Below are 11,858 nucleotides of genomic sequence, written 5' to 3'. Positions count from 1 at the left end.
TCCGTGGGCCGCCGTCATGGGTCATCCTTGGCCCAGGACGGCTAACCCGGCGTCCTGCCGGGTTACCCACGGATTCAAGCCTGCGTTCGGCCAGCGTGGTTAACGGGGCGCCTAAGATCAAAATCAAGAGCAAGAGCAAGAGCAAGAGCAAGAGCAAGAGCCAAAGCCAAAACTTTGGGTTTTGTCAGGTTCAGTAGTTGTGTAGATACCTATGCCGCGATGGCGACAAAGCACAAAAAAGGGGCGATCAGATCGCCCCTTTTTGTGTCACCCGTGGCCTATCAGCCCCGACGACGCAGTGCGTCGATCCGCTCTTCCAGCGGCGGGTGGCTCATGAACAGTCGGGCAAAGCCCTGCTTGATGCCACCGTTGATGCCGAAGGCGGTCAGGCTGTCCGGCATGTGCACCGGCAGGCCTTGTTCGGAGCGCAGGTGTTGCAGCGCTGCGATCATCGCCCCGGTACCGGCCAGGCGGGCACCGGCTTCGTCTGCGCGGAATTCCCGTTTGCGCGAGAACCACATGGTGATCGCACTGGCCAGGAAGCCCAGTACCAACTCGGCGAAGATGGTCGCCACGTAGTAGGCAATGCCGCGGCCTTCTTCGTTCTTGAAGATCACCTTGTCGACAAAGTTGCCGATGATCCGTGCGAAGAACATCACGAAGGTGTTCACCACGCCTTGCACCAGCGCCAGGGTGACCATGTCACCGTTGGCCACGTGGCCGATCTCGTGGGCGAGTACCGCCTTCACTTCGTCATACGAGAAGCGTTCCAGCATGCCCTGGCTCACTGCAACGAGCGCGTCGTTCTTGTTCCAGCCAGTGGCAAAGGCGTTGGCTTCATAAGCCGGGAAGATCCCGACCTCAGGCATCTTGATGCCGGCCTCGCGGGACAATTGCTCGACGGTCTGCAGCAACCATTGCTCATGCCGGGTGCGTGGCTGGGTGATGACTTGGGTGCTGGTGCTCATTTTCGCCATCCACTTGGAGATGAACAGCGAGAACAGCGAACCGGCAAAACCAAAGACCGCACAGAAAACCAGCAGCTGATTGAGGTTCAGGTCAACCCCGTTGGCCGCCATGAACCCGTTGAAGCCAAAAAGGCTCAGGGTGATGCTGGCAATCAGCACGACCGCCAGGTTAGTGGCCAAGAACAGCAGGATGCGCATCATGGTTGTAGAATTCTCCTCATGCTTAATATGTCGCGTACTGCGGGGTATATAAGGTGCGGCATGGGGCTATTCAACCGAGCGACTATTTCAAACTGTGTCCTACAGCTTGAATGTAGAGCCTTGAAGGGATTTTCCGACCTGGAAAACCTCTCGTGATCGTCACTCCCATGCCTTTGCGTCCCGTAATTATAGGGGGCTTACCGATCCTTGGCAGGCAGTGATATCAGAAGGGGGGCTAAGGGCAGAGAAGTGTTGCCAGATACTCGCTGTACGACCGAATGTCGGTCGCACAGCGCCATTGTCGCTACTGGCGATAGGACTTCAGGAAGTTGCCGATGCGACCAATGGCCATGTCCAGGTCATCCACACGCGGCAAGGTCACCACGCGGAAGTGATCCGGCCACGGCCAGTTGAATGCAGTGCCCTGGACCACCAGCAGCTTTTCCGACAGCAGCAGGTCGAGCACGAACTTCTCGTCGTTGAAGATCGGGCAGACTTTCGGGTCGATCCGGGGGAACGCGTACAGTGCGCCCATGGGTTTTACGCAGCTCACGCCGGGGATCGCGTTGAGCAGCTCCCAGGTACGGTTGCGCTGTTCCAGCAGGCGGCCCTGGGGCAGGACCAGATCGTTGATGCTCTGGTAGCCGCCGAGGGCGGTCTGGATGGCGTGCTGGCTCGGCACGTTGGCACACAGGCGCATATTGGCAAGCATGTCGATGCCTTCGATGTAGCTCTGGGCATTGTGCTTGGGCCCGGAAATGGCGATCCAGCCGGAGCGGAAACCCGCCACGCGATAGGACTTGGACAGGCCGTTGAAGGTCAGGCACAGCAGGTCCGGCGCCAGCGAGGCGGTGCACACGTGCACGGCGTCGTCGTAGAGGATCTTGTCGTAGATCTCGTCGGAGAACACCACGAGGTTGTGCTGGCGTGCCAACTCCAGCATGCCCAGCAGCACTTCCTTGGAGTACACGGCGCCGGTCGGGTTGTTCGGGTTGATGATCACCAGGGCCTTGGTGTTCGGGGTGATCTTGGCCTTGATGTCGGCCAGGTCCGGGAACCAGTCGGCGCCTTCGTCACACAGGTAGTGCACCGGATGGCCACCGGCCAGGGTCACGGCGGCAGTCCACAGCGGGTAGTCCGGCGCCGGGACCAGCACTTCGTCGCCGTTGTTGAGCAGGGCCTGCATGGACATCACGATCAGCTCGGACACGCCATTGCCCAGGTAGATGTCTTCGATGCCAACGCCTTCGACCTGCTTCTGCTGGTAGTACTGCATCACCGCCTTGCGCGCGCTGAACAGGCCCTTGGAATCGCTGTAGCCCTGGGCGGTTGGCAGGTTGCGGATCACGTCCTGGAGGATTTCGTCCGGCGCTTCGAAACCAAAGGGCGCCGGGTTGCCAATGTTCAGCTTGAGGATGCGATGGCCTTCCTCTTCCAGGCGTTTGGCGTGCTTGAGCACTGGGCCGCGAATGTCATAGCAGACGTTGGCGAGCTTGTTCGATTTGCTGACCTGCATGGCGATGTGATCCTGAAAATGAACGATCCAGAAGGTAGGGGCACTACCGTACTGTGAATCCTGCGGGGCCGGCCCCCATAAATACGTTTGAATGCCGGTAGCGCGGGTGCCAGACTGGCGTTTTGAAGAGGCGCAATCATACGTGCCACCTGATCTACGGAAAAGACACAGATCAGGGTTTTTCAGTTGCCGAGGTGTACCGATGGAAAAGTTGCAGAAAACCCTTCAGGAATGGCAGGACATGCTCGACCCGGCGCAGTACCAGGTGTGCCGCCTCAAAGGTACCGAGCGCCCGTTTTCCGGTAAGTACAACGCCACCACCACCGACGGTGTGTACCACTGCATTTGCTGCAACGAGCCGCTGTTCGATTCGCGCACCAAATTCGATGCCGGTTGCGGCTGGCCGAGCTTCTACGAGCCGATTGCCGACAGCGCGATGATCGAGATCCGTGACGTCAGCCACGGCATGATCCGTACCGAAGTCACCTGCGCCAAGTGCGATGCGCACTTGGGCCACGTGTTTCCGGACGGCCCGCCGCCGACGGGCCTGCGCTACTGCATCAACTCGGTGTGCCTGGACTTCGTACCCCGCTGAATGATCGTTCCCACGCAGAGCGTGGGAACGATCAATAGGGAGGTATCATTTTTGGCAATTAAATTGCGCACAATTCAATTGCTCGCTATGTTTTGTATTCTTTCCTATTCCTTGAGGCACTGCCATGAGCAACAACCTGCTGAGCATCCCTTGCACCACCATTAAGGGTGAGCAAAAGACCTTGGCCGATTTCGCCGGCAAGGCCATCCTGGTGGTCAACACCGCCAGCAAATGTGGCTTCACCCCGCAGTACAAGGGCCTGGAGCAACTCTGGCAGGACTACAAGGACCAGGGCCTGGTGGTGCTGGGCTTTCCCTGCAACCAGTTCGGCAAGCAGGAGCCAGGCAACGAAGGCGCGATCACCGAGTTTTGCGAGGTGAACTTCGGTGTCAGTTTCCCGTTGTTCAAGAAGATCGATGTCAATGGCAGCGATGCCCACCCGTTGTTCGTGCAGTTGAAACAACAGGCGCCGGGCTTGCTGGGTTCCAAAGGTATCAAGTGGAACTTCACCAAGTTCCTCATCGGTCGCGACGGCCAGGTCGTCAAGCGTTTCGCCCCGACCACCAAGCCGCAAGACCTGACCCAAGAGATCGAAGCCCTGCTCAAATGACCGACCAGCCCAACGCGTCCCTGGCCCTCGACGATCAGTTGTGTTTCAAGCTGTACGCGGCGTCACGGGCGGTGACCCGCGCCTACAAACCCATGCTGGACCGACTCGGCCTGACCTATCCGCAATACCTGGCGATGCTGGTGCTATGGGAATGGCACGGCGCATCACCGGCTCAGCCCACGGTCAGGGCGCTGGGGGAGCGGCTGATGCTGGATTCGGGCACGCTCACGCCGCTGCTCAAGCGCCTGGAGCAGCTTGGGCTGGTGCGACGCCAGCGCAGTGCGCGGGACGAGCGCGAAGTGCATTTGAGTCTGAGCGAGGCGGGTGTGCAGTTGCGGGATCAGGCCCACGCCCTGAAAACCCGCCTGCTGTGCGACAGCGGTGTCGATCTGAACCAGGCCGACGCCCTGCGCGACGGTCTTGATCAGTTACTCGCGCAAATCAGAGGCTTGTCGAACGCGGCACCCACAGATCCAGCAGGCCCTTGAGCTCTTCACGACGGAACGGCTTGGCCAGGTAGTCATTCATCCCCGCCGCCCGGCAGCGCTCGCGTTCTTCGGCCAGGGCGTTGGCGGTCAAGGCCACGATGGGCAGGTCCGGCCAGCGCCCGCTGCGACGAATCTGCCGGCTGGCCTCGTAGCCATCCATGACCGGCATGTTGCAGTCCATCAAGACCAAGTCAAAGTGCTGTTCCTCCAGGCACTTGAGCGCTTCACCGCCATGGGCGGCGACGATCACTTCGCAGCCCAGCTTGCCGAGCATGCCCTTGGCCACCAGTTGATTGACCGGGTTGTCCTCCACCAACAGGACGCGCGCCCGGTGCGTGAGAGGTGGGGCGTCCATCTGGATCGGGTCGAGGAACGGTTGCGCGTCGCTGCGCAGGTTGCGTTGCAGGATCTGGTACAGCGCATTGCGGCTCAAAGGGCGCGCCTGTTGTTGCAACGGTGCCAGCGCTGCGACTTCTTCGCTGGGCATGAAACTGCCATAGGCGGTCACCAGCAGGATCGGCGCGCTGAGGGTAGGGCGCAGGCGGAACAGGCATTCGGGGCAGTCGGTGATCAACAGGTCGGGTTTTTGCCCGCTCATATCCGCGTCACGGGGATAGCACTGTGGCGTGAGCCCCCAATGGGGCAGCAGGCTGGTCAGCAGCTCTGCCAGGCCACTGCCGGCACTGGTAATGGCGATCACTTCACCCTGGAGTGGCGCCTGGCGGGCGGCGGGCAAGTGGGTGGGCAGCGGCAGTTCGGCGCAGAACTGGCTGCCGAAGCCCACTTCGGAACTGATGCTCAAGCGGCCGCGCATCGCTTCGCACAGGTTGTGGGTCAAGGCCAGGCCCAGCCCGGTGCCGCCAAACTGCCGGGTGATGCCCGCGCCCGCCTGGGTAAACGGCTGGAATATCTTCAACTGTGCTTCTGGCGCAATGCCGATCCCGGTGTCGCACACCTCAATCCTCACCAGGCCGTTGTGGGTGCTGAGGCGCACGTCCACACGGCCGAAGCGTGTGAACTTCAGCGCGTTGGAAAGCAAGTTGCTGACAATCTGCCGCACCCGCGTCGGGTCGCCGATGACCTGGGCTGGAAACAGCGGATCGATCAGGCAGGTCAGCTCGACGCTCGACGCGGCGTTCTGCGACAGCAGGTTCGCGGTGTCTTCCACCAATGAACCGAGGTCGAAGGGGATCGACTCCAGCTCAAGCTGACCGGCATCGAACTTGGACAGGTCGAGAATATCGTTGAGCAACTCCACCAGCACCTTGCCCGAATCATGGGCGATGGACAGTTGCTGGCGCTGCTCGGCGTTCAGCGGGCTGTCCAGTGACAGGGCGATCATCCCCAGCAGGCCATTGAGCGGCGTACGGATTTCGTGGCTCATGTTGGCCAGGAACGCGGCTCTTGCCTGGGCCATGGCCATCGCGTTGACCTTGGCGGCTTCCAGTTCGTCATTGGACTGGCTCAGCCGCTGGTTGCTGGTCTTGAGCTCCAGGGTGCGGGCCGAGACAATATGTTCCAGTTGCCCCAGGTATTCGGTGAGGCGGTCTTCGGCGTGGCGGCGCTGCTGGATCTCGGTTTCCATGTTTTCGAATTGCTGGTTGGCCACGTTCACCAACACGCCGATCTCGTCGTTTTCGTGACCGGGCGGGCAATCCAGGCGTGTTTGTTTGCTGGTGCTCAGCGCTCGAATGATGCGCACCAGGGGTTGGGTCAGCATCACGTAGAATAGGCCGAGCAGGATCCCGGTCAGCAGCAGGCTGCGGGCAAAGCCATTGAGCAGGGTGATCTCGGCGCGGCGCAGGAAGCGGCTGCCAAACGCGTAGGTATCGACATCCAGGTGCAGCTCGCCGAGGGATTCGTTGGGCATGTGTGTAAGAAACAATCGATCTTCAAACTGGCGGTTGGCACCAAACAGGAAGTCGCTGATGGGCCGGTAGGGGCTTTGCGCGCGGGGTCGGTTGACGTCAGCGAGCACCACGCCGTTGTTGTCGACCAACCGGGCGCGGATGATCGCCGGAGAATGCAGCAGGCCCAGGGTCAGCTCTTGCGCCAGTTCGGCATCGATGTTGTAGGCGATACGGGACGCGGGGTTGTGGCTGATTTCGAGCAGCGAGCGTATTTCACGGTTGATGGATGCGTCTTCGCTGGCATAATCAATGCCGATTTGGATCAGACTGAGCAAGGTTCCCAAGACGAAACCGACCAGCACAGTCAATCTGGCTTGTTTATAAGACAAGCGGTGGGCGAACTTGATATCCATCGGGTGTTGAACCACTTCACGTTTCCCTTCGCCCGGCAAGCATAGCTGAACATCCACCGGCTCTGGCTTGCCCGGCATTAATCGGTTTTTACGCAGCCTCGTGTGTTCTGCCGCGGGGCTGCCAATACGCCATCTTTTGCAAGAACTTGCCAGAGGAATAATCGTGGATTCTCGATTGAATGCCTTTCTTGAGCGGGCCGATGCAGTGCTCGCCCGCCTGGAACCCTTGTTGCCCGCGCCGCGCCAAGCCATCGACTGGAACCAGTGCCTGGCTGCCCGTTGGCAGCGTGAAGGCCGCAGCGGCTTCTTGTTGCCACTGGAAGTCAGCCTGGACATGCGCCTGTCCGACCTGATCGGCGTCGACAAGCAGCGTGAAACCCTGGCACGCAATACCCAGCAGTTTCTCGATGGCCTGCCCGCCAACCATGCGTTGCTGTGGGGTTCGCGTGGCACCGGCAAGTCGTCCATGGTGCGCGCCTTGCTGGCCCAGCATGCGCAGGCCGGCCTGCGCTTGATCGAGATCGAACGCGACCACCTGGCCGACCTGCCGCGCGTGGTCGAGCAACTGCTCAAGCTGCCGCAACGCTTCATCCTGTTTTGCGATGACCTGTCGTTCGAAGCGGGCGAGGGCGATTACCGCGTGCTCAAGAGCGTGCTCGATGGCTCCCTCGAACAGGCGCCGGAAAACGTGCTGCTGTACGCCACGTCGAACCGTCGTCACCTGGTCCCGGAAAACCAGAGCGACAATGACAACTGGAAGCGCGTGGACGGCGAGCTGCACCCAAGCGAAGCCGTAGAAGACAAGATTGCCTTGTCTGACCGTTTTGGCCTGTGGCTGTCGTTCTACCCGTTCACCCAGGAACACTTCCTGGATGTAGTGGAGCACTGGATCGGCGAGCTGGCGGGCAAGGCCGGCTTGCAGTGGCAGCGTGATGAAAACCTCGACATCCTTGCTGTGCGCTGGGCAACCGGGCGCGGCAATCGCAACGGCCGTTGCGCGTATCAATTCGCCCGTTACTGGGTAGGCCTCAAATTGCTGGAGCGTCAACCGTGATCGATCTACAACAAGCCGGCACCGGCCTTGATGGCTATGCCATGCTGTGTGCGCAACTGCAATCGCTGCTTGCCGATGAGCGTGACTTCATCGCCAACAGTGCGCAGTTTTCCGCGTTCCTGTTCAATCAGCTGGACGACCTGAACTGGGCCGGCTTCTATCTCAACCGCAATGAAGAACTGGTGCTCGGGCCGTTCCAGGGCCAGATCGCCTGTGTGCGTATCCCGTTTGGCCGTGGTGTGTGCGGTGCGGCGGCAGCCTCGCGGCAAACCCAGCGGGTGGAAGACGTGCATGCATTCCCAGGGCATATCGCCTGTGACAGCGCCTCCAACAGCGAGCTGGTGGTCCCGTTGGTCAAGGATGGCCGGCTGGTTGGCGTCCTCGATCTCGACAGCCCTTCGCTGGCGCGCTTCACTGCGCAAGATCAGGTGGGCATCGAACAGCTGGTGGCGATTTTCCTGCGTTTGACCGACTGCTGATCTGATCCCTCAGGGAGCGAGCAATTTCGCTCCCTGAGGCAGGCTGTCAGGCACGATTGAGCTCGTTGAGTTGTGTTTGCAGCATTCTCTCCAGCTCAAGCATGCATTGTTCCAGGGCCTTGATCCCTGTTTCGATCGCCGGCTGCTGCTCCCCTCGGGCACAGGCTTGCTCCAACGCCTCACATTGCCCGGCCAAATCGCGAGCCTGCACGATACGCGCGGCACCTTTGATCTTGTGGGCCTGCTCGATGATGTCCTGTGCCGGTGCCTGATGTACCGACAACGCCACCAATTTTTCCCGATCATGGCGACTGCTGCTGAGCAGCTCCTCCAGCAGGCGTTGGCTGAGTTGCGGGTCGCCTCCCGTCAGCGCGTCCAGACTACCAAGGTCCAGCTTTACGTTGCTGGGGTGTGGTCTGATTTGTGTTAATTGGCGTTCCAGCGCCGTGAGGCTGATGGGTTTGAACAGGCAGTCATCCATGCCCGCTTCGGCGCAGCGCTGTTTCTCTTCGGGTTGGGCGTTGGCAGTAAAGCCCAGCACAATGCACGGCGGTCGCTGCTCGCGCAGTTCGTACTCGCGGATAGACCGGCTCAATTCGTAGCCGTTCATGATGGGCATGTTGCAGTCGGCGATCACCAGGTCGAAGTGTTCCTGGCGCCAGGCCTGGAACCCTGCGGCACCGTGCTGGGCGGCCGTGAACTGGTGCCCCAGGTAGCCCAGTTGCTGGCACATCAGCAAGCGATTGGCGGGATGGTCGTCCACCACCAGTACGTTAAGCACCGAAGCAGAAGCGGGTGTCGCCGGCTTGAGTTCATCCACTGCCTGGAGCGGTGGCAGGCGCGGCATTTTCAAGCTGATATGCACCTGGGTGCCCACCATGGGTACGCTGCTCAGGCTCAATTGCCCGCCCATCATCGCGCACAGGCTGCGGCAGATGACCAGTCCCAGACCCGCGCCACTGCGGGCCAGGTGCCCTGAGTTATCTGCCTGGGCGAAGGGTTCGAACAGGCGAAGTTGATCGTCGCGGCTGATACCAATGCCGGTGTCTTCCACGACCAGTTTCATCTCGACCTGCTGCGGCAGGTTAGTGGCAAGAACCTCGACCCGGATCTTCACCTGACCGCGCTCAGTGAACTTGATGGCATTGCTGACCAGGTTGGACAGCACCTGCTTGAAGCGCAACGGATCGATCAGTACGTCGTTGTCATCCAGATCAGGCTTGTACTCAAGCAGCAAGCTGAGGGTTTTCTGACGTACCAGGCCGTCGAACACGCGCACCACTGACTCGATCACCTCTTTCAGGTTAACGCGCTCGGGGGCGAGGCTCAGGCGACCGGATTCAATACGCGCGATGTCGAGGATGTCACCGATCAACTCCAACAGGTCCTTCGCCGAGTTGTAGGCCACCTCAATCGCCGGGCGGTCCAGATGGCCCTGGTCAGCCCGCTTGAGCGTCAGCTCCAGCATGCCGATCACCGCGTTCATCGGGGTGCGGATTTCGTGGCTCATCGTTGCCAGAAAGGTGCTTTTGGCGCGGTTGGCCTCGTCGGCACGCTCCTTGGCCGTGCGCAGCTCATCGAATAGCTGGCGCCGTTCGCTGATGTCGATCCAGCCACCGATGATGCCTTGGACCTCTCCAGTGGAATCCCGGTAAGGCAGGATCCAATGGTAGATCGTGTGTTTTTTGCCACGGATATGCAGGGGACGATCGAGAATTTGCGGATTGCCTTGCGCCACGACGCGTTGGTAGTCGGCGTGGTAATGAGCGGCTTCAGTGTCGAGGGCCGTGCTGATCTGCATGACACTTTTGCCGATCACGTCCTCGCGCTTGACGTCAAATACTTGCAGATAGCTGTCGTTACAGGTCTGCAGTAACCCTTTGCGGTCACGCACGTAAATGGGGTGTGGGGTTTCGTTGACCAGCGCCCGCATGAACTCGAACTGATCGTTGAGAGCGCGCTCGGCCATCTTGCGATGCCTGATCTGCCGGCGCATGTAGGCGTTCCACGCCAGGGATATCAACAGCAAGAGCCCGGTACCGAGAATGATTTGGGCAATCATGTCGTGGTAGTTGCGCCAGTAACTGTCGGAGGCGGCGGTGTAGCCTCGCCACCGACTGTTGATGACCCCCAGTTCATCCGGGTCGATGCTCAGCAAGGCCTTGTCCAGGATTGAACTCAGTTCGGTCGCTGAGCGTGACGTCGCCAGGGCAAAGGCGGCTGGCGTCGTGCCAATGCTGAAGCTGGTCTGAATCTTGTCCTGGAACATCGGTGAGGACAGAAAATAGTTGGCAACCACCAAGGTGTTCACTGCGCCATCCACATGGCCCTGGACCAGTAGTTCGGCGGATTTGAACGTGTCGATCGTCTCTACCAGTTGAATCCTCGGGAAGTTTTCACGCAGGAATTTTGAAATCGGGCTGCCTTGGGTCAATGCCAGGCGTTTACCGTCCATTGCCTCCAGGCTGGCTGGCGCCTGATCTTCTTTGCGCGTCAACATCACATAGGAGTTTTCCAGGTAGGGCCGGCTGAAGTTGAGCTGGGCTTCCCGCTCGGCGCTGGGCGCGATGGCGCTGATCATGTCGGATTTGCCAGTCTCCAACTGTTCGATCATCGTGCTGATACCCCGTACACGGACGATCTCGAAACGCATCCCGGTACGCAGGCGAATCAGCTCCAGCAGGTCGGCAGCAATGCCACGGAAGTTGCCGTCGGCGTCAAAGAACGTTACCGGCGCGAAGGTTTCGTTCACAACCACCTTGACCACCGGGTGTTCCCTCAGCCAGCGCTCCTCGCGGTCGTTCAGTTGCAGTTTCTGGTCGGTGAGCAGGATGTCGCTGCCTGCACTCCAGCGTTTGGCAATGCTGTCCCGTTCGTTGCTGGGTATCGTCGCCAGCACCGAATTGACGATACACAGAAGCATCTGCTGGTCCTGGCGCAGGGCAAAGCTGAATCCGTAGGCCTCGTGCTTGCCGAAGTTGGCCATGCGGATATTCTTCAGGTAGCCCTTGTTGATCATGTAGTGGGTAGAAATGGTGTCGCCGAGAAACACGTCTGCCTGATCGAATGCCACCGCGTTCAAGGCATTCTGATACGAGGGATAGGCACGGATGACTGCTTTGGGGTACAGCTTTTGTACTTCGTCCAGTGGCAGGTAGTGATAAACCAGGCTCAAACGCAGCCCCGCCAGCCCCTCGCTGAGGCTGCGGGTCTCGCGCTCACGGGTCACCAATACCGGTTGGTCTACGGCGTACGGCGTGGAAAGCGTGAGCCGAGGGTTTGCAGCCTCAAAGCCATTGGAGGAACCGAGCAGATCGATTTCACCTGTTTCGAGTGCTTGAATGGCGGCCTCTCGGGTGGGATAGCGCAACACCTTGACTGGCATCGCCAGTGCCTTGGCGAGAATCCCTGCATAGTCGGCAGTGAGCCCTTCGTAGTCTTGCCCGCTGGACGTAAGGTCAAAGGGCGGGTAGTCCGGTTGCGCAGTGCCCAGCACCAATTCGCGTTTGTTCTGTAGCCACTGGCGCTGGGATTTGTCCAGCTGAGTGTCCAGTTGAAGGGACCCCACACGGCTCAACAGGGTGAAATGTTGCGGTTCGGTTTGAACCGCAAACACGACCGTGCTCAAGCATAGGCCTGCACTCAATACAATCAGATAATCCTTTATACGCCTGGGCATCCGCT

General features: G+C 60.0%; 9 protein-coding genes. 5 read left to right on the top strand and 4 right to left on the bottom strand.

All coding sequences use genetic code 11. The features are described 5' to 3' along the window. Positions 1 to 281 precede the first annotated feature (281 nt). Together htpX and DBR46_RS05775 are read right to left on the bottom strand one after the other, a co-directional pair. Positions 282 to 1,169 carry a protease HtpX gene (gene htpX, locus DBR46_RS05780; RefSeq protein ID WP_124525376.1) on the bottom strand — a complete coding sequence of 296 codons (888 nt, stop codon included), beginning with the start codon at positions 1,167 to 1,169 and terminating at the stop codon, positions 282 to 284. Positions 1,170 to 1,473: 304 nt separating this feature from the next. Further along, positions 1,474 to 2,685: a pyridoxal phosphate-dependent aminotransferase gene (locus tag DBR46_RS05775; RefSeq protein WP_017734399.1), complete on the bottom strand. Its 1,212-nt coding sequence runs from the start codon at positions 2,683 to 2,685 to the stop codon at positions 1,474 to 1,476. Between the two features lie 202 nt (positions 2,686 to 2,887). Between DBR46_RS05775 and msrB the strand changes: the two genes are divergently transcribed. The 3 genes from msrB (at position 2,888) to DBR46_RS05760 (ending at position 4,378) form a co-directional block, all read left to right on the top strand. Beyond that, positions 2,888 to 3,280 (top strand): peptide-methionine (R)-S-oxide reductase MsrB, encoded by a 393-nt coding sequence (gene msrB, locus DBR46_RS05770; RefSeq protein ID WP_124525375.1) that lies wholly within the window; start codon positions 2,888 to 2,890, stop codon positions 3,278 to 3,280. A 124-nt stretch (positions 3,281 to 3,404) separates the two neighbouring features. Continuing rightward, a complete protein-coding gene (locus DBR46_RS05765) occupies positions 3,405 to 3,890 on the top strand; it encodes a glutathione peroxidase (protein ID WP_124525374.1) in 486 nt (161 codons plus the stop codon). Then, on the top strand, positions 3,887 to 4,378 hold the full coding sequence (locus tag DBR46_RS05760) for a MarR family winged helix-turn-helix transcriptional regulator (RefSeq protein ID WP_124525373.1): 492 nt from the start codon (positions 3,887 to 3,889) through the stop codon (positions 4,376 to 4,378). The genes DBR46_RS05765 and DBR46_RS05760 overlap by 4 nt, the downstream gene beginning before the upstream one ends. On the opposite strand, the gene DBR46_RS05755 is transcribed toward DBR46_RS05760, so the two are convergent. Next, positions 4,332 to 6,641, bottom strand: a complete 2,310-nt coding sequence (locus tag DBR46_RS05755; protein WP_124525372.1) for a response regulator — start codon at positions 6,639 to 6,641, stop codon at positions 4,332 to 4,334. The two genes, DBR46_RS05760 and DBR46_RS05755, sit on opposite strands and share 47 nt — an antisense overlap. A 163-nt stretch (positions 6,642 to 6,804) precedes the next feature. On the opposite strand from DBR46_RS05755, the gene DBR46_RS05750 reads away from it, so the two are divergent. Both DBR46_RS05750 and DBR46_RS05745 read left to right on the top strand, forming a co-directional pair. After that, complete coding sequence (locus tag DBR46_RS05750) at positions 6,805 to 7,695, top strand: ATP-binding protein (RefSeq protein WP_124525371.1); 891 nt, start codon at positions 6,805 to 6,807, stop codon at positions 7,693 to 7,695. Then, complete coding sequence (locus DBR46_RS05745; RefSeq protein WP_124525370.1) at positions 7,692 to 8,174, top strand: GAF domain-containing protein; 483 nt, start codon at positions 7,692 to 7,694, stop codon at positions 8,172 to 8,174. Before DBR46_RS05750 ends, DBR46_RS05745 begins: the two co-directional genes overlap by 4 nt. Positions 8,175 to 8,220: 46 nt before the next feature. Here the strand turns inward: DBR46_RS05745 and DBR46_RS05740 are convergent, their stop codons facing one another. Beyond that, on the bottom strand, positions 8,221 to 11,853 hold the full coding sequence (locus tag DBR46_RS05740; RefSeq protein ID WP_124525369.1) for a transporter substrate-binding domain-containing protein: 3,633 nt from the start codon (positions 11,851 to 11,853) through the stop codon (positions 8,221 to 8,223). Positions 11,854 to 11,858: the final 5 nt, after the last annotated feature.

It is taken from the genome of Pseudomonas sp. KBW05 (assembly GCF_003852405.1).
Classification (GTDB): Bacteria; Pseudomonadota; Gammaproteobacteria; order Pseudomonadales; family Pseudomonadaceae; genus Aquipseudomonas.
Note: the sequence above shows the minus strand (reverse complement) of the source record. Positions and strands in the feature narration are given on the sequence as shown.

What these genes read in the sequence shown, in the direction of transcription:
- htpX (WP_124525376.1), bottom strand. Translation starts at nt 1,169, where the DNA reads ATGATGCGCATCCTGCTGTTCTTGGCCACTAACCTGGCGGTCGTGCTG.
- DBR46_RS05775 (WP_017734399.1), bottom strand. Translation starts at nt 2,685, where the DNA reads ATGCAGGTCAGCAAATCGAACAAGCTCGCCAACGTCTGCTATGACATT.
- msrB (WP_124525375.1), top strand. Translation starts at nt 2,888, where the DNA reads ATGGAAAAGTTGCAGAAAACCCTTCAGGAATGGCAGGACATGCTCGAC.
- DBR46_RS05765 (WP_124525374.1), top strand. Translation starts at nt 3,405, where the DNA reads ATGAGCAACAACCTGCTGAGCATCCCTTGCACCACCATTAAGGGTGAG.
- DBR46_RS05760 (WP_124525373.1), top strand. Translation starts at nt 3,887, where the DNA reads ATGACCGACCAGCCCAACGCGTCCCTGGCCCTCGACGATCAGTTGTGT.
- DBR46_RS05755 (WP_124525372.1), bottom strand. Translation starts at nt 6,641, where the DNA reads ATGGATATCAAGTTCGCCCACCGCTTGTCTTATAAACAAGCCAGATTG.
- DBR46_RS05740 (WP_124525369.1), bottom strand. Translation starts at nt 11,853, where the DNA reads ATGCCCAGGCGTATAAAGGATTATCTGATTGTATTGAGTGCAGGCCTA.